At 58.6% G+C, this 16,414-nt stretch carries 16 protein-coding genes and 2 pseudogenes; 10 read left to right on the top strand and 8 right to left on the bottom strand.

Annotated elements, in window-relative coordinates:
- Positions 1-24: 24 nt before the first annotated feature.
- Positions 25-918, bottom strand: coding sequence for a LysR family transcriptional regulator (locus ABH944_RS29575; RefSeq protein WP_404610817.1), 894 nt, complete (start codon positions 916-918; stop codon positions 25-27).
- Between the two features lie 184 nt (positions 919-1,102).
- On the opposite strand from ABH944_RS29575, the gene ABH944_RS29570 reads away from it, so the two are divergent.
- Positions 1,103-2,095, top strand: coding sequence for an NAD(P)H-quinone oxidoreductase (locus ABH944_RS29570; protein ID WP_404610816.1), 993 nt, complete (start codon positions 1,103-1,105; stop codon positions 2,093-2,095).
- A 7-nt stretch (positions 2,096-2,102) separates the two neighbouring features.
- Here ABH944_RS29570 and nudC read toward each other — a convergent pair whose 3' ends face one another.
- On the bottom strand, positions 2,103-3,047 hold the full coding sequence (gene nudC, locus ABH944_RS29565; protein WP_404610815.1) for an NAD(+) diphosphatase: 945 nt from the start codon (positions 3,045-3,047) through the stop codon (positions 2,103-2,105).
- A 177-nt stretch (positions 3,048-3,224) separates the two neighbouring features.
- A complete protein-coding gene (locus tag ABH944_RS29560; protein WP_404610814.1) occupies positions 3,225-3,590 on the bottom strand; it encodes a hypothetical protein in 366 nt (121 codons plus the stop codon).
- Positions 3,591-3,923: 333 nt separating this feature from the next.
- Here ABH944_RS29560 and ABH944_RS29555 point away from each other — a divergent pair.
- Positions 3,924-4,412, top strand: a pseudogene (locus ABH944_RS29555) (SDR family NAD(P)-dependent oxidoreductase); the annotation flags it as partial.
- 105 nt (positions 4,413-4,517) lie between these two features.
- Positions 4,518-5,117, top strand: coding sequence for an NADPH-dependent F420 reductase (locus ABH944_RS29550; protein WP_404610813.1), 600 nt, complete (start codon positions 4,518-4,520; stop codon positions 5,115-5,117).
- A 245-nt stretch (positions 5,118-5,362) separates the two neighbouring features.
- Here the strand turns inward: ABH944_RS29550 and ABH944_RS29545 are convergent, their stop codons facing one another.
- Positions 5,363-5,626 (bottom strand): hypothetical protein, encoded by a 264-nt coding sequence (locus ABH944_RS29545; protein ID WP_404610812.1) that lies wholly within the window; start codon positions 5,624-5,626, stop codon positions 5,363-5,365.
- 380 nt (positions 5,627-6,006) lie between these two features.
- On the opposite strand from ABH944_RS29545, the gene ABH944_RS29540 reads away from it, so the two are divergent.
- On the top strand, positions 6,007-7,869 hold the full coding sequence (locus ABH944_RS29540) for a hybrid sensor histidine kinase/response regulator (protein WP_404610811.1): 1,863 nt from the start codon (positions 6,007-6,009) through the stop codon (positions 7,867-7,869).
- Between the two features lie 106 nt (positions 7,870-7,975).
- Here ABH944_RS29540 and ABH944_RS29535 read toward each other — a convergent pair.
- The 3 genes and pseudogenes from ABH944_RS29535 to ABH944_RS29525 all read right to left on the bottom strand — a co-directional run.
- Positions 7,976-8,210, bottom strand: a pseudogene (locus ABH944_RS29535) (NAD(P)H-dependent oxidoreductase); the annotation flags it as partial.
- Positions 8,211-8,417: 207 nt separating this feature from the next.
- Positions 8,418-8,783 carry a nuclear transport factor 2 family protein gene (locus tag ABH944_RS29530; protein ID WP_404610810.1) on the bottom strand — a complete coding sequence of 122 codons (366 nt, stop codon included), beginning with the start codon at positions 8,781-8,783 and terminating at the stop codon, positions 8,418-8,420.
- An 81-nt stretch (positions 8,784-8,864) separates the two neighbouring features.
- Positions 8,865-9,560 carry a glutathione S-transferase family protein gene (locus ABH944_RS29525; RefSeq protein ID WP_404610809.1) on the bottom strand — a complete coding sequence of 232 codons (696 nt, stop codon included), beginning with the start codon at positions 9,558-9,560 and terminating at the stop codon, positions 8,865-8,867.
- Between the two features lie 90 nt (positions 9,561-9,650).
- Between ABH944_RS29525 and ABH944_RS29520 the strand changes: the two genes are divergently transcribed.
- Entirely contained in the window at positions 9,651-10,604 is a 954-nt protein-coding gene (locus tag ABH944_RS29520; RefSeq protein ID WP_404610942.1) for a LysR family transcriptional regulator, read from the top strand.
- 366 nt (positions 10,605-10,970) lie between these two features.
- Positions 10,971-11,375, top strand: a complete 405-nt coding sequence (locus ABH944_RS29515) for a VOC family protein (RefSeq protein ID WP_404610808.1) — start codon at positions 10,971-10,973, stop codon at positions 11,373-11,375.
- Between the two features lie 297 nt (positions 11,376-11,672).
- On the opposite strand, the gene ABH944_RS29510 is transcribed toward ABH944_RS29515, so the two are convergent.
- On the bottom strand, positions 11,673-12,089 hold the full coding sequence (locus ABH944_RS29510; protein ID WP_404610807.1) for a response regulator: 417 nt from the start codon (positions 12,087-12,089) through the stop codon (positions 11,673-11,675).
- Between the two features lie 132 nt (positions 12,090-12,221).
- On the opposite strand from ABH944_RS29510, the gene ABH944_RS29505 reads away from it, so the two are divergent.
- From ABH944_RS29505 to ABH944_RS29490, 4 genes are all read left to right on the top strand, one after another.
- Positions 12,222-13,343 carry an ATP-binding protein gene (locus tag ABH944_RS29505; protein ID WP_404610806.1) on the top strand — a complete coding sequence of 374 codons (1,122 nt, stop codon included), beginning with the start codon at positions 12,222-12,224 and terminating at the stop codon, positions 13,341-13,343.
- A 418-nt stretch (positions 13,344-13,761) separates the two neighbouring features.
- Positions 13,762-14,634 carry a manganese catalase family protein gene (locus tag ABH944_RS29500; protein WP_404610805.1) on the top strand — a complete coding sequence of 291 codons (873 nt, stop codon included), beginning with the start codon at positions 13,762-13,764 and terminating at the stop codon, positions 14,632-14,634.
- 234 nt (positions 14,635-14,868) lie between these two features.
- The gene (locus tag ABH944_RS29495) at positions 14,869-16,002 is read left to right on the top strand and encodes an NAD(P)H-dependent flavin oxidoreductase (protein ID WP_404610803.1); all 1,134 of its coding nucleotides are present in this window, start codon (positions 14,869-14,871) and stop codon (positions 16,000-16,002) included.
- 173 nt (positions 16,003-16,175) lie between these two features.
- Complete coding sequence (locus tag ABH944_RS29490) at positions 16,176-16,358, top strand: lipocalin-like domain-containing protein (protein WP_404610802.1); 183 nt, start codon at positions 16,176-16,178, stop codon at positions 16,356-16,358.
- Positions 16,359-16,414 lie beyond the last annotated feature (56 nt).

Here is a 16,414-nt window from a genome sequence, read left to right as displayed (position 1 = left end):
CAGCAGCAGCTAAGTCGTGCTCTATTATTTTGTGTGATTGGGGTGATCTTCGAACGCGGAGACGATACCGTCGATCATTGCCGCGATGCGCGCGGTATGCCGAAGGTCTTGATGCGTGACGAGCCAGATTTCGTAGACCGCCCCACGTGCGGGTTCCGGCCATATCTGCACGAGGCCGTCGTGTTCAGCCAGATGTATCGGAAGCTCGCCGATGCCGATACCGGCCTTTACCGCGGTACGCAGCATGAGGCTGGAATTGAAGGTCGAAACAATGCGCCCCGCGTGTATTGGTTCGCCAGCAAGAGTCGGCAATGTCGGTGATCGATTACCGGTCCAGTTTCCCTGATAGACGACAAGATCGTGGCCCTCGAATGCGGAGCCAGCGGCGGGCTTGCCGTGCTGCTCAAGATATGCCTTCGATGCAAACAGCGCCATGGGCCAGCGAACCAGGCGCCGCGCGACAAGATCGGGATTTTCCGGCCTGACTGAGCGGACCGCGATATCCGCTTCACGCTTTGCCAGATTCAGCATGCGCGTCGACGTGTCCAGCAGGACGCGCACTTCGGGATGCGCGGCATGCAGGCGTTCAATGGCGGGCAGCAGGAATTCGAGCGCGATCGAATCGGTGCTGGTGACTCTTACGTCCCCCGCAAGCCGTGTATCCGTGCCTTGAGTTCGTCTGACGAGTTCGTTTGCGGAGTGTTCCATTTTCTCCGCTGATCTCAACGCGGCCTCTCCTGCGGCGGTCAACACGTAACCCTCAGAGGTGCGCAGAAAGAGCGTTGCACGCAGCGCGTGCTCCAGTGCCGCAATGCGTCTGCCGACCGTCGCTTGATCGAGATTGAGCGTCCTGGCCGCGCCACGGAGCGTTTTTTCGCGCTCCACCGCGAGAAACACTCGCGCGTCGTCCCAGTTCATCGTGCCACCCTCCTGATGCAAATTTGCATCCCACGACATGAATAATGCTGCGTTTATTCATCAATGTCGATGCCTATACTGAGCTCAAGAGTTTCTCGTTCAATGATCCGCCCGGATCAATCGAGCCCCATCTATAGAAGGAGTGCTATCCATATCTGCTTCAACTTATCGTGTGCCTTCGTCCATGACGGCCATCGAGATCAAACAGCCCGGCGGTCCTGATGTTCTGGTGCCGGGTACGCGCCCGGTGCCGATGCCGGCCGCCGACGAGGTTCTGATCCGCATCCACGCGGCTGCCGTGAATGGCCCAGACGTTTTCCAGCGCAAAGGTCTTTATGATCCGCCTCCCGGCGCTTCGGACATTCCAGGGCTGGAAGTCGCGGGTCAAGTGGTTGCCGTTGGTTCCGACGTATCCCAATTCCAGATCGGCGAACTGGTGTGCGCATTGATACCCGGCGGTGGCTACGCAGAATACGCAGTCGCCCACGCTTGCAACACGATGCGTATCCCCAAGGGCCTGACGTTGGTGGAAGCGGCGGCCATGCCCGAAACGTTCATGACGGTATGGCTGAACTTGTTCCAGCGCGGCAAGCTGGTTGCCGGTGAATCGGTGTTGATCCACGGCGGCGCATCAGGGATTGGTACCACGGCGACCATGCTGGCGAAGGCATTCGGCGCTGCGAAAATCATCACGACAGTGGGCTCGCAGGCGCATAGGGAAGCTAGCCTGGCCCTGGGCGCAGAGGTCGCGATAAATTACCGCGAGGAAGATTTCGTCGCCGAAACGAAGCGCTCTACCGATGGAAAGGGCGTCGACGTGATCCTCGACATCATTGCCGGTGACTACGTGGCCAGAAACTATGATGCCGCAGCCATGGACGGACGGATCCTCCAGGTGGGCGTGATCAAGGGCGCGGCGAAGGATCTCAACGTCTTGCCGATGTTGACGAAACGCCTGACGCATATGGGTTCGACCTTGCGATCGCGGACATCGGCGGACAAGGCGATCATTATCAATGAACTGGAGCGGCAGGTCTGGCCGCACATCGAGAGCGGCAGGGTCAAGCCGGTTGTCTACAAGACCTTTGCGCTTGCCGACGCCCGCGCCGCTCACGAGCTGATCGATTCCGGCACACACTTTGGAAAGATAGTCCTGACGACAGGTGCCGATCTTTAGCCGACGCTCAGCCGAGCAACACCGAGCCACCCTTCTCGACGTACGCCTGCAGCAAATGATGGGCGATGGCGAACGGCTTGGGCGCCGACAGCCCGTCCGCATGCGCTCCCGTGAGCATAGCCGCAACCTCCTGGCGCGAGAACCAGCGGGCGTCTTCGAGTTCGTCCGTATCGACGACGATGTCGGTATCGCTCGCCTGCGCAAAGCAGCCGATCATCAGCGATGAAGGAAACGGCCAAGGCTGCGACGCGAAGTAGACAACCTGCGCACACTTCACGCGAGCCTCCTCCATCACTTCGCGGCGCACGGCGTCTTCCGCGGTCTCGCCCGGTTCAACGAAACCGGCAAGCGCCGAGTACATTCCGGGGGCGAAATGGCGCTGGCGTCCGAGCAGACATCGTTCGCCGTCTATCACCAGCATGATCACGACTGGATCCACCCGTGGGAAATGGCGCGCGCCGCACACATCGCAGATGCGTTGCCAGCCGGCCGTCGTGACGCGGCTTGCGGAACCGCAGTTTGCGCAGAAGGAGTGGCGGCGATGCCAGTCGAGCATCGACTTCGCCTCGGCCAGTATTCCGAGCGCTCCCGCAGCAACGAGGTCTTGCAGCGCGAGCGAGCGGAGGTCGATGCGGTCGTAGCCGGTGCCGGGCGTTGGGTCCTCTGGCGCAGGGTTCAGCTCGATGGCGAGCGCGAAGCGTCCGCTGCCGTCGGTGTCTTCCCCGAGGAAGATGCTATGAAGCGGCTGGCCGAAGGCAGCGGTCTCGCTGGCGACGAACCACGGGTCATATTCGCTGCCTCGCTTGAGCAAAGGGACGTCGCCGTCGAAGACGAGAAAGCGCGCGGCGGGGTCGCTGCGCAGATGCTCGACGAAGGCGCGGTCGTCCCGCTTGTCGGAGCGGCGGTCGAGCGGGTTGAAGTTAAAGCCGATGGACGCGGAAAGAGCTGTCATTACGGTCGTTGGACATAGGGGCGAGAGGATCCGCAAGTATGGCAGGGGTTCAGTCCGGCCGCTCGCCGGGGCTCAGTCGGCGACGACACGAAGGTCATTGATCAACTGCCGTCTGCCATTTCTGTGCAACCAGCGGGATTTCCACCGCACGCCGGATCAGGCCATAGGGGACATGGGCTATGCAGGAGGGTCGCCCAACGGTCGAACTTCCATGACCTGGATGGAGGATTGCGGAATCGTCAGGTGCGGGTGGTGCGCGAACGCCTTGGTGGCCGCCTCGTGGCTCTCTGCCTCCACGATTGAATACAACATGATGTCGTTCTTCGTGTCCGCAATTCCGGTGGACGTCACGACTTTGGTCTTACCGGCTGCTTCAGTGATCTTTATTATCTGCGCGTGCTCGCCCATCCAGCTTTGCCAGTCCTTGCGCATTTTCTCTTCAGCGGGTTGACGCTTTTCTGGATCAGTTGCGGCCCAGTCGCTCATGACCTGGGCTGGAACAAGGTACAGAACCATGAATTTTTTCATCGTAGGGTTAGCCATGGTGCCTCCTTCATTGCGAACTTGAATGGTAAATGAAGCAGTAGATGGAGATACTCCTTAGCCCGCATTACCTGCAGCGCACCGTCACGCAGTTTGGTCTTCCAGTCATGTTGGGCCGAAGTACTCATGCAATCCGCTCCATAACGGCAGCGCCGAATACGCCGCGTAGCCGGTATGGTATCAGGCTCAAATAGATCGCTTCAAAGCGACCGGTCGTCAATGCCGGATTGGGTCGAACTGAGCCGACCGCGTCAGACAGAGTCCGGCCATGTGCGTGTCGCCGGGTAGTGCGACGGCCCAGCCGCGCCAACGTCGCATCGCCTTCGTCAACAGCTCCTGTTCGCGAGCGCCGGCACGGGCGAAGCCGTCCCTCTGGGCGAGATTACCGAGCAGCATTTCGATGCGACCTTCGGCCTGAATGCGCGTGGCACGCTGTTTACGGTTCAGAAGGCGTTGCCGCTGTTCAACGATGGCGGATCGATCTTCATGACCGGGTCAATTGCTTCGGTGAAAGGTTTTCCTGGTTTCAGCGTGTATGCGGCGAGCAAGGCGGCGTTGCACTCATTCGCACGCGGATGGCTCAACGAACTCAAGGGCAGGAACATCCGGGTGAACGTGCTGAGCCCGGGGCAGATCGCCACACCGATTCAGGAGCAACTTTTCGACAACGACACGAAGCGGTATTTCGAATCCCTGATCCCGCGGGGAAAGATGGGTTATCCTGAGGAAATTGCGACGGCCGCGCTGTTCCTTGCTTCAGACGATTCGAGCTTCGTGAATGGGGTGGGGTTGTATGTTGACGGTGGTACCTCGGCCATCTGAAAAACATGCCGAAAAGCGTGTAGAAGGATCTGTCAACTCGACGAAGATGATTCGAGTTGTGTCTATAAATATGTATTCCTTACCAATACTGGATGGAGAGTTCGCATGAGCTATTCGATTATTGGCTTTGGCGCGGTAGGTCAGGCATTCGCCCGAGCGTTTGCAAGAAAGAACATCGATGTGACCGTCGCCAGCCGGCGACCTCCCGAGACGTTGACGCGGCAGGCACAAGCGATCGGCCCCACCGTTGTCCCCGGGACGCTGCAGGATGCAATCGCGTCGGACACGATCTTCCTGGCGGTTCCGTTTTGGGAACATCGCGAAGTCGCGAAGCAGATCACAACCTGGCAGGGCAAGACGATCATCGACATGACCAATGCTTTCGGTGTTCCCCTTGAAGACCTGGATGGTCAGCCGTCGTCCGCGGTTGTCGCCGAAGCGTTTACCGGCGCCAGGTTCGTCAAGGGCTTGAACCATCTGCCCGCTGCCGTTCTGGCCGCTGATCCGAGCGTGAATGGCGGCAGCCGCATCGTGTTTTTGTCGAGTGATGACGAAAATGCGGTAGCACCGGTCGCGGTTCTGGCCGAACAACTCGGTTTCGGGCCGATTGCGCCAGGACCGCTCAAGGAGGGTGGCTCGCTCGTCCAAGCCAGGGGCAATACCTGGGGTCAACTGATCTTCAAGGATCTCGTCAGGTTCAAATAGCGGCGCGTTTATCCTGAAGCGCCGGATAGCTGGGCTTACATGCGGCCATCTGTTAAGCCCATCTTTATCCGCAAAGCCCTGGAGTCCTGCAGGAAACAGGACAAAACCCCAGGGCCGGTGGACAGTTGCGGCCAGAACTATGCCTGAGTGTATTCGCCGTTCGACAGAGAACGATGATTTAGGGAGTGCTTGTTGAGATCACCTTCCCTTTTCACGCGCAGCCCCGATTGCAGGTCAAGGGAAGCTCAATTGCCTTTAAAGAGTTCTTGCAGCCGCACCGCTTCACCATTTTTCTGCGAGCGCACGAGGTCTTGATAGACTTCCTCGCGGGTTTTGCCATGGAGCATGGCAGGAGCGCCAGACATGGAGTTCCCGGATATGTCCGAACCTTCCGAATTGTCCGCGCTGGTCTGCACCCCAGTCGTCGGATTTGCACCGGTGGCCTGCGCATTGGCGTGCAAGGCGCACGTGCAGAGTAGCCCACCAGCGACGAGCAAGACTGTTTTCATGAGAATCTCCTTTAACGAGCGTTGCCGCAACATCCGGTTGCGACGAGACGAGACAAACCCGGACCGCCTCAAGAACAAAAAACAATGGGAACGAAGTGCAGGAGAGGACGGCGCACCGAGGCGAATAACAGTTACAAAAACCTCGACTCTCGTTTGCCGGTGCTGTCATATTGATTCTCGGTCGGCCTGGACGCCGTCGCCACCCACGTAGGTAGGTAGGCTACCGGCATCGAGTCCGGAAAGATGTAGGCGCTCCTGATCTGGCAGGCGCATCCGGAACGCTACATTTGTGTGTATAAGTTTGGATGGCGGACTGCTATCCTGTTTGAATTGCACGCTGCCCCATCCGCGGACGGCGAATTTCCTGATCGAGCGTCGTCATGAGATCGTCAGGCCTCAAGGTGCGCAGGTTCAGCTCGGCGGCTCAGGAGCGCGCGTTCCGGTGGGATTACGCGCGACGGTTCTCCGGACAGCGGAGGCTCGCCATCGCAATCTTCACCGCGTTGTGGGTCGTATGGTCCATCCGCGACTTCTACCGGTTAAACGCACTCGATCCCTCCCATCTGCACCACAACGAGCTGATTTTCCTCAGAGTCGCCGGAGCGATCGGAATGACGATTCCCGTGCTGTTCTGGACCCCACGTGCACTCGATGAACGTTGGGCCGTCGGGCTGCTCGGTGTCTGGACGATCAGTTGCTGGTTCACCGCCCTGAGAATACTGCAGTTCTATCCAGGCGACCTTGGCTGGCGGGAAGTCTATCCGGTGCTGATGTTTTGCCTTTTCGTGATATTCATGGCCTTTCGGCTTCGGGTGATCACGGCGGCTTGGCTAATCGGGATTTGCGTCGTCAGCTATCTGATCATGCTGTATTTCAAACCCGTCGGCGGGAGCGTCGAACTGCGCGTGGAGTCGGTGACTGCGCATGCCACGATGCTACCGATGATGTCGGTCGTTGGCGTGCTGCTCAGTATTCCGCTGGAACGTGCCGCGAGGCGCGAATTCATGTACCGGCGCACCTTGCGCGCGGCCAAGGCGCGCGCCGAAGAGGTGTCGCGCGTGGTCAACGAGCAGAACAGACGCATGCAGGAGCTCGCCAGGGAGAAAGAGCGATTCTTTTCATCGGCGTATCACGACATCCAGCAGCCTCTCGCCGCAATCAATCTTTTCATCCGAAGCGCCCGGACGAGGATCAGGGACGGATACGCCGTGGATCGCGAGCTCGATGTCATCGAGGAGACCGCGGTCGACATCCTCGACATGTTCAAGGACATTCAGGACTACAGCGAGTTGGGCTCATATGTTCCCCATGTCGTACCCGTCGATACCCACGGCCTATTGACCGAGGTCTTCGAGCAATACCGGGAGACGGCCCGGTTGCGTGGCATCGATCTAAGAATCGCGGGGCGGCGAGGGTACCCGCCGTCCATCGAGACCGACCGATCGCTCTTCAAGCGGTCCCTATCGAATCTCGTATCGAACGCGATCAAGAACACGTCATCGGGCGGCGTTGTGCTTGGCTGGGTGCAACTGAATGAACGGTTGCGCGTCGATGTATGGGATACGGGCATCGGCATTGCGCCTGCCCATCGGGACGCGATCTTCTCCGAGTACTATCAGATCAACAATCCGGGGCGCGACCGTTCGAAGGGGCTGGGACTGGGGCTGTCGATTGTGCATCGTGCGATCCGTATTCTGCCGGGACACGGCATGAGTTTCGCCTCCGTGGAAGGACGCGGATCGCGCTTTTCCCTTTACGCGACAGTTTCGGTATCAACTCCGCCCGTTGAGGCAAATGCTCAGGATGGCGACGTCTACACACCCGATCTCACTGGCACGTTCATGCTCCTGTGCGACGATGAACCTACCGTCCTCGAAGGCCTGAGACGTCTTTTCTCAAGCGCGGGCGCGCTCGTGCACGCCGCCGAGTCGATGGCTGGATTCGAAGCCATCCTTGCCGACGACAGCCGCATTCCCGATCTCATCGTCGCCGATATCCGTCTGCGCGACGGAGCCACAGGTAAGGAGGTTGCTGATCGGATCAGGCGTCATTTCGCGTGGGCCGGCATTATTCCCGTCGCATTTATCACGGGCGAGTTGCTGTCCGATCACGTCCTTCGCGACTTCCCCGAACCGTTCGTGCTATTGCGCAAGTCCTCCGCCCCCAAAGACCTGCTGACGGAGATCAGCCGTTACGTGAGTGCTCAGCGGAAGATGAATCTCGATCTCGCGAGAGATCAGTGACTGAAAGCGTCCCGAGCGTAATGCCCTTCTCTGCCAGCATCACGATGAGTTCTGTGGGCTCGCCAAAAGTTCTGGCAGTCGATCTTCACTTTGGCAGCGACGCGCCACCAACCTTGCCATTCAGCGCGCCGCTCATCCACAGACCGCCAGCCTGATCCAGAAACGCCGCCATCCGGGATGGACATACGCCCGAAACGAGTCGGCGTACCGACAACGATCGCGTCGTAGTCGGCGAACTCTGCGACCGTAGCACGCGTCGAGCGCGCACCTTGGGCAACGGCATCTGCCAGCGCCTCGACATGCCCATACGATGAGTAATACAAAGTCAGAGTTCCATATATTTTGAACTCCTATATATTTTCACGCGGTGATTTCGTCACGAAATGATGTGCCCGGCAACGGCACAGTGCTGCTGCTGAAACTGGACGTCACACGTGTAAATCGTCCTGAGGGACTGCCCCGATTCAGGGAATACCAGGAGACACGTGAGTCACGAACTCCGTGTCACGATGTTTGTGCACTGGAGAGCCGAGTGGATCATGACGCGGCTATGACGGCACGGAATCCAGAAAGACATAGAGTGCTTCAATCCTCCCGTCGCGAACGATGATGACATCCACGCCCGTATAGTCGGGCACCTCACCACGCGGACCGGAACCCCATGCGAGGCGACCAGCATGGTGGAGGGCCTGCGCTTCACCGTGCGGCGCATAAACAAAATGCGGGTGCGTCGCTCGAAGATCTCCCGCGAATTTGTCGAGAGCGTCGTGCCCGACGAACGTACCTGGAGGCACGTAGAGCACACAATCTTCGGTATAAAGCTCCTCGATGGCTGCGCGACGACGCTCTGCGTCACCTTCGCCGAAGACCTCCTGAAGGTTACGATAAAGCAGTTCATGGATACGGTCGTTCATTGCGATTCTCCTTGGTGATTGACTGTGGACCGAGCCACGTCACGACGTGTAGATGTCTGAGGAATTGGAGGTTGCATCGCATTACTGAGCGAGCGCCACGGTCTTTGCGATGGCCACGACGACAGCCGGGCGCATCAAAATCGCTTCATACCAGCGAGCGACGAACGGAAATTTGTCGAGGGCCGCTCCAATCGCCTGATGGCGCCACACCCATCCGAAATGGGCAATGTCTGCGATGCTGTACTCGACGCCGGCAGCGTACGGATGACGCTCGAGAATCTGGTTGAGCACACCCAGCGTCCGATCGACCTCCGCCAGCGCCCGCGCTTTTGCCTCGGGTTGTGACACTGCTTGGATCGCGACCTGGAATAACTGCAGGAACGCCGGGCTGAGGCCGGATGCGTGGAAGAAAAGTTGCTCGAAGACCTTTCCGCGTTGGGGACCGTCTTTCAGAAGAAGCTGCCCGGTCTTCTCTGCAAGGTATACGAGGATCGCGGCAGACTCGCTGAGTATCACGTCGCCGTCCCCAGGAACGGATCGGTCGATGAGAACCGGGACTTTCGCGTTGGGATTCATTGCCTTGAAGGCATCAGTCTTCTGCTCGCCCTGGCGCAGATTGACGGGAACCAGCCGATAGCCGAGCCCCATCTCTTCCAGTGCGATGGGAACTTTGATGCTGTTGGGCGTGGTGAATGCATGAACTTCGAGCATGCTCTGCTGTTGCGCGGCATCGGTGCCGCCGAGATCGACAAGCCCTGGTGTCCTCTTTCGTTTCATGATCTATCTCCTGTGCGACGAGACAAATCTATGGCAGCGTGCTACTTTTCGAAATAGAAATGATTGAAAACCATCGTTGCAGAATTGCCGATGTCAAAATTACCGGACTTTGAAGGATTCGCGATGTTCGCGAAGGTCGCTGAAGAAGGTTCGTTCGCAGCCGCGGCGGCGGCAATGGGCGTCTCTGTCGCCACGGTTTCCCGGGCGGTCACCCGCCTGGAAGAGCGGCTGGGTGGGAGGCTTTTTAACCGTACCTCCCGACGACTTGCACTCACGGACTACGGCTATACGCTTGCCGAGCGAGCGGCGAAAATCTACGCTGACGCCGAGGAGGCCGAGGATTTCGCGCGTGAGACCTCGAGCCGGCCGCGTGGTCTGGTAAAGCTCGCCGCACCACTGTCCTTCGGTGCTCGCTGGGTCGCCCCGCTCCTGCCTGAGTTCTTCCGGATCTATCCGGATATTGCCGTGGATCTTCATCTCACGGATACCCACGCCGATCTGATCGGAGACGGCTTCGACGCCGCACTCCGTATCGCGATCATGGAAGACTCGTCACTCGCTGCACGTCTCATTGCACCCGTGCGTCGGTTTGTCGTGGCATCTCCAGCCTATCTGCTGCGCTGTGGTCGACCGGAGCACCCACACGACCTTGGCGCCCACCAGTGCCTGACCTACGCCAACAGGAGCAAGCGCGATGTTTGGCGCTTCACCCACCAAAGTGGCGAGGAATGCACGATCACACCAACCGGGGCATTGCGAGTAACAAGCGTAGAAGCATTACTGCCCATGCTCATCGCAGGACTTGCGATCACGGAGCTTCCCGAGTTTGTCGCGACACGGTATTTCGCGGACAAACAGCTTGAACCGATCCTGACTGATTGGCGACTACCCGAAGGTGGTCTGTATTTTGTTACCCCCACTGCCCGCGCACGGCCAGCGAAGGTTAGCGCGTTGGCTGATTTCTTCATCTCCAGACTTGCCGCAGCGGAATGGAGCGCAGAAACACTCATGGGTTGGAAACCACCCGCCCATCGCATCAAATGATTGTGATGTCCACAACGTCCGTGATGCGCCAGCATTTCATGACGTCTGTTGCTGGTCAACGTGCTCCGAGTTGGCCATGTCTGTGTGCTCGACTATTTCAATTCAACTGCCGGCACTGATCGACGCTAGTCGGGACAGCGGACAAGCCTTTGCATATTGCACACGACATGCGTTCAATAGTCGTTAGCCGAAGGTATCCCGAAGCTTTTTGGACACGCTGCGACTTTCTGATATTGTTTTGAGCGTGCCGCACACCACGCCGGGCGGCGCCTACCGTGCGGACACCGCTCCGCCCACGAGACCACGCATGCTTTCGATAAGCACCGCCTTTCAGGCTGCCTCTGGCTCATCCGATGGAGCGTCAATATGGAAACCACGTTGTCTCCGCCGCATGGCGTTAATTTTGGAAGACTCGCACCAGGCCTCGGAGTTCAAGACCTCAACCGGAGCCTCCAGTTTTACTGTGGTGTGCTGGGGTTTAACAAAGTGTTCGAGAACGGGAATCCCGTCGGGTTCGTCATCCTGAAGAAGGACAAGGCTGAACTGCATCTGTCGCAGAACAAGAACCATAAGGCCTCGCTAAATAATGTTGCGCACCTCATGGTCGAAGACGCAGCTGTCCTTTATGAGCACTGCACGACCCACGATGTTCGGATCATCAAGGCCCTGCGCGATGCTGACTTCGGACTCAGGTGTTTCGTGCTGGCAGATCCTGATGGGAATCGCATCGATATTGGTGAGGTTCTTCCAAGCCCCGGGGTCGCTGCCTGATCATGGCAGATGAACGCATGTCTGGCGGAATCTTGCGTGACCGTTGTCTGTCGACACTGCTTCAACAATAGCGTCCCAGTGTCCGTCCATTCGTGGATGGGCACAATACCCAAGCCCCTCGATGCTATTCGAAGCCTCCTGTACGCGCGCTTAGGACGCATCCGAGGTCCGGCGACGAGATTCGTTTAGAGTATGTTTCCCAAAACCCCAACTGGCTTGCGGCGCGGCATATGCTGATCGTATGAGGCAGTGACCGGCCACTTTCGGTCAATCGACAGGAGTCCAGAAAGCGGTCGCTCAACAACGACTATGAACTTGGGCAATGTCCGGGTCGCTGATGCGCGAGTGAGAGGCAACTATGGCAAGAATGACCGGCATGTGGGCTGGTTTTGCAACATGGTGGTCAAAACCCGACTGAAGGCATAGCGCCCTTTCGGCCTGCGATGAAAGCCCGGACACCGCGACAAGCAGTGGCGAAGGTCCGCGTTTGCGGCGCCTGATCTCCCGAGCCACCTCCCGACCGTCGAGTCGAGGCATCTGAATGTCGAGAATAACCAGTGCCGGAAACCACCGGCAGTACTCGGCCAACGCGTCAACTCCGTCTTGAGCGGCCCGAACCTCGTAGCCGTGAATCTCGAAATAGTCGACGTATGCGGCGAGCAAACCAGGGTCGTCATCTGCGACAAGTAAGTGGTGAGTGGGGCCTGGGAGCATTTGCGTTTCTCCGGACTGTGCCTGCTGGGACGCAATTGGCAGACCCGAGGCATTCGCCCGCAAGATTTCCGCGTAGTATGGGTCCGATATAGACACTCAATTCACGGCTCTTTGCCACTATTCGAGGCACACATGCGGTTGGCCGAGTTCATTTTTCGGAACATGGAAACGATCCTTGCGCAGTGGGAAGCCTTCGCTTGCACGCTGTTGCCGGCGGCCGCAAACATGAAATCGTCCGCGTTACGCGACCACGCGCAACAGATCCTGGAGGCCGTTGCGAAGGACTTGTCGGTGATCCAGACGAGGGATGCCCAACTCGAAAAGTCCAAGGGGCGCGCCCCGGTGATCATTGACGCTCCAGAGACCGCTGCGCAGACACACGCGATTCTGCGGGCACGCGGCGGTTTCGACATCAAGCAACTGGCGGCGGAATACCGCGCGCTCCGCGCCAGTGTCCTTCGTCTATGGATGGACCACTGTCCGAGCGACGAACTGGATATGGATGACATGATCCGGTTCAATGAAGCCGTCGACCAGGCGCTCGCCGAATCGGTCAGCCTTTTCAGCGAGCAAGTGGACCAGGCTCGCAACCTGTTTCTCGGCATGCTCGGTCACGACATGCGCAGCCCGCTTCAGACCATTCAGATGACCGCTTCGTATCTTGTCGCGCTGAATGCCGGAGACAGGGTGGCGAGTGCCGCGAGTCGTCTGATCAGAAGCGGTGCCCGCATGCAATCCCTCCTGGACGACCTGTGTGATTTCAACCGGACGAAGCTAGGTCTGGGCATCAACATAGTTCCGGCTAGCGTGGACCTCGCTGCCGTCATCCGCGATCAACTCGACCAGCTTCGTACGATACATCCTGATCGTCAGCTGGATCTGACGGTACGGGGGAAATGCGATGGTGTCTGGGACGGCCAACGTTTGCAGCAATTACTCGGAAATCTTGTCCTGAACGCGATCAGATACGGCACACCGAACTCACCGGTGCGAGTCATTGTGACCGGCGAGGAGGCCGATGTCTGTATCGCTGTCTCGAATAGCGGCACTGCAATCGGACCAGTAGCCATGGAGCAGCTTTTTGAGCCCCTGAAGCGCGGCGTGGATCATGGCGAAGGATATGACGAAGACAGCCACCTCGGCCTCGGACTGTACATCGTCCGTGAAATTGCGAAGGCTCACGGAGGTGAGATCCAGGTGCACTCCGAAAACGGCGAAACGGTGTTCACCGTACGACTGCCACGCAGCAGGTAGCAACCCATCCCAGCGGCTCCAAGGGCCAGGAAGCCGTCCAAGTAAATAATCGCTCTATACCAACGAGCACACCGGTCAATCGAACTCTCGCAAAGTTCGTGTCACTTCACTGATTTTCCCGCAAAGCCTTGGCGTTAGCCCCACATGGTCAGTCAGGCAACGGAATGTGCGCGAGTGGCACGGCGCATGCTGAATAACGATCGGCAACGCGTTGCCATGCGCGGCACTCTCGCCGCGCATCTGCCAGAGCGTCCGCTCTGAGAGCCGGGCGCCCATCGTTGGGTGCGGACAACCATTGGGTTGCACCGCTGTCCGGATAGACCCATGGTCGTATGCGACTTCGGACGGGCACAGGGACATCCAAGGTCCACGTCTGCGCCCGTACGGGATTGCTTCGGCCAATCACCGGAAAAATCTCATGTTCATTCATAACAAACGCCTTCAGTACACCGTGCGCGTCGCGGCGCCGAATCCGGGCCTTGCGAATCTGCTGCTCGAGCAATTCGGTGGTCCTCAGGGAGAACTCGGCGCCGCATGCCGATACTTCACCCAGGCCATTGGGGAAGATGATCCCGGTCGCAAGGATCTGCTGTTCGATATTGCGACCGAGGAATTGAGCCATCTGGAAATTGTCGGGTCGATCGTTGCCATGCTGAACAAAAGTGCGAAGGGTCAATTGGCTGAAGCCGTGGAAGCCGAGGCGGAGTTGTATCGTTCGATGACGGGTGGAGGAAACGACTCTCACACGACGGCGTTGCTTTACGGCGGTGGACCGGCCTTGACGAATTCGGCGGGCGTGCCGTGGTCTGCTGCCTATGTCGACACGATCGGCGATCCAACGGCCGATCTGCGGTCGAACATTGCCGCCGAGGCTCGCGCGAAGATTGTCTATGAACGCCTCATCAATGTGACGGATGATCCGGGCATCAAGGAAACGCTCGGCTTCCTGATGACACGGGAAATCGCCCACCAGAAATCGTTCGAGAAAGCGTTACATTCGATCCAGCCAAACTTTCCGCAGGGCAAGCTTCCCGGCGTGCCGGAATACACCAGCGTGTACTACAAAATGTCGCAAGGCGATGATGCGACGCGTGGGCCATGGAACGAAGGTCCGGACTGGAAGTTCGTCGACTCCCCGGAACCGGCGGTGGACGGCGGGGACGGAATTGCCACGGTCAACGTATCGAAGGGCGATGTAAAGGTGCTGCAGGCAATGGCATCGAGAACGGCGTCGGATGCAAGCTCCGATCCGACCACGGGCGCTGACCTTGGTGCCGGTCAGGCCGCCTGACGTTGATGGGGGATGCGCGGCTGTCAGAATGGCCGCGCATCTGGCGCGTCGCAGCCTGTTGTGAATGTCTCCTTCGAAAGAGTCAAGGGGCCGTTGTGGATCGGTAGTTGCCAACCGCCAGTCCGAGGGCAGAGCGTCCGATCGTGTCGTCGTCCTCCAATCACTGCACAATAAGTGTGGGATGTTTCGGGCTTGGACATACATAAGCGCTCGGGTTCTGTAAGGAGGAAAGCAATGAACTGCTCTTTCCATTCGGAAGATCTGTTTGCGAGGCTCGGGATTACCGTGCCGATCGTCCAGGCGCCGATGGCCGGTTGGGCAACGCCTGCCTTGGCCGCAGCTGTGTCCAACGCGGGCGCACTGGGGTCACTCGGGATTGGCGGCATGAAAGCGGAGGACGCCCGTGCCATTATCCAGAAGACGCGGTCGCTCACCGAAAGTCCATTCAACGTCAATGTGTTTTGCCACAAACGGGCCGCTGCCGATTCGGCCCGGGAAGCGCGCTGGCTCGAATACCTCCATCCTTACTTTGCGCAGTTTCAGACCCCGCCGCCCGCAGCCATGCGCGATGTAGTGCCGAGCTTCGTTGAGGACGATACGGTATTGGCGATGCTGATCGAGGAACATCCAGCTGTGGTCAGCTTTCACTTCGGGTTACCTGCACCGGACGCAATAGCCGCATTGCGCGATGCCGGTATTGTGCTGTTTGCCACTGCAACCAACGCGGATGAAGCCGGCCGTGTGGCAGACGCGCAAATCGATGCGATCGTTGCACAAGGTGCGCAAGCCGGAGGCCACCGCGGTACATTCGATCCCGCAGCGCCAGACGAGTTGCTTGGGACAACGACACTTGTTCAGTTGCTAAGGCGCGAGACGTCGTTGCCCGTCATCGCGGCAGGCGGAATCATGAACGGCGCGGGTATCGCAGCTGTGCTCGCGCTTGGCGCGCAAGCCGCACAACTCGGCACTGCATTTCTCGTTACTCCTGAGTCAGCAGCCGATGCAACCGACCGCGCTGCCCTGCTCGACCCACGAAGCCGCACTGCCTTCACGAAGGCGATTTCCGGCAGGCTTGCTCGTGGTATTGAAAACGCATATATGGATCTTGAGCGCGATCCTGATTGCCCGCCAATTCCCGACTTCCCAATTGCATTTGACGCTGCCAAAGCGCTCAATGCAGCAGCGAAGGCACATGGCAGTTCAGCCTTCGCCGCACGATGGGCCGGGGAGGGAGTTCGCCTGTCGCGAGCGATGCCCGCGACGTCGCTGGTCGCGACGCTCGCGCAGGAAATCGTTGACGCGATCGCTTCGCTACGGACCAACTTCACAGCCTGTTCAGGATCGGACACGTCCAGAACGGATATCTGACTGCGGTCGTTGTTTAGCCCCTCGCGTTGATACGGGGAAGCGCATATATGGGTTCGGCCACAAGCGGCCCGTGGCGTATCCCGCGAATTTGATGGTGTTATTGCAATTTGCATGGCAACTTACCCAACATTCGACAGGTGGGTGCATTTAGTCGAACTACTACGGGAGGGAATATGTCTGAGCGCGACACAAAGCTCCACGGTTGCTGGCGGTTGGTTTCTTTTGATACCGAGCTTCAGGATTCAAAGGAGCGCACTCAACCGTGGGGCGCCGACCCCAATGGGTACCTTATTTTCGGCTCTGGTGGGCGAATGATGGTACTAGTACAACATCGCTTAAATAGCTTTAATAATTAGCCTCGTTAATTATCGGGTTGCAAATACGGCTCCAGGAGCGTGACGACCAGCTGTGC

The organism is Caballeronia udeis (genome assembly GCF_044909315.1).
GTDB classification, from domain to species: domain Bacteria; phylum Pseudomonadota; class Gammaproteobacteria; order Burkholderiales; family Burkholderiaceae; genus Caballeronia; species Caballeronia udeis_A.
This window is presented reverse-complemented; position numbering and strand designations above follow the sequence as displayed.

Coding starts and splice junctions, on each gene's coding strand:
- ABH944_RS29520 (WP_404610942.1), top strand. CDS start 9,651: ATGTCAAAATTACCGGACTTTGAAGGATTCGCGATGTTCGCGAAGGTC.
- ABH944_RS29515 (WP_404610808.1), top strand. CDS start 10,971: ATGGAAACCACGTTGTCTCCGCCGCATGGCGTTAATTTTGGAAGACTC.
- ABH944_RS29500 (WP_404610805.1), top strand. CDS start 13,762: ATGTTCATTCATAACAAACGCCTTCAGTACACCGTGCGCGTCGCGGCG.
- ABH944_RS29525 (WP_404610809.1), bottom strand. CDS start 9,560: ATGAAACGAAAGAGGACACCAGGGCTTGTCGATCTCGGCGGCACCGAT.
- ABH944_RS29560 (WP_404610814.1), bottom strand. CDS start 3,590: ATGGCTAACCCTACGATGAAAAAATTCATGGTTCTGTACCTTGTTCCA.
- ABH944_RS29505 (WP_404610806.1), top strand. CDS start 12,222: ATGCGGTTGGCCGAGTTCATTTTTCGGAACATGGAAACGATCCTTGCG.
- ABH944_RS29575 (WP_404610817.1), bottom strand. CDS start 918: ATGAACTGGGACGACGCGCGAGTGTTTCTCGCGGTGGAGCGCGAAAAA.
- ABH944_RS29550 (WP_404610813.1), top strand. CDS start 4,518: ATGAGCTATTCGATTATTGGCTTTGGCGCGGTAGGTCAGGCATTCGCC.
- ABH944_RS29545 (WP_404610812.1), bottom strand. CDS start 5,626: ATGAAAACAGTCTTGCTCGTCGCTGGTGGGCTACTCTGCACGTGCGCC.
- ABH944_RS29530 (WP_404610810.1), bottom strand. CDS start 8,783: ATGAACGACCGTATCCATGAACTGCTTTATCGTAACCTTCAGGAGGTC.
- ABH944_RS29490 (WP_404610802.1), top strand. CDS start 16,176: ATGTCTGAGCGCGACACAAAGCTCCACGGTTGCTGGCGGTTGGTTTCT.
- ABH944_RS29540 (WP_404610811.1), top strand. CDS start 6,007: ATGAGATCGTCAGGCCTCAAGGTGCGCAGGTTCAGCTCGGCGGCTCAG.
- ABH944_RS29570 (WP_404610816.1), top strand. CDS start 1,103: ATGACGGCCATCGAGATCAAACAGCCCGGCGGTCCTGATGTTCTGGTG.
- ABH944_RS29495 (WP_404610803.1), top strand. CDS start 14,869: ATGAACTGCTCTTTCCATTCGGAAGATCTGTTTGCGAGGCTCGGGATT.
- ABH944_RS29510 (WP_404610807.1), bottom strand. CDS start 12,089: ATGCTCCCAGGCCCCACTCACCACTTACTTGTCGCAGATGACGACCCT.
- nudC (WP_404610815.1), bottom strand. CDS start 3,047: ATGACAGCTCTTTCCGCGTCCATCGGCTTTAACTTCAACCCGCTCGAC.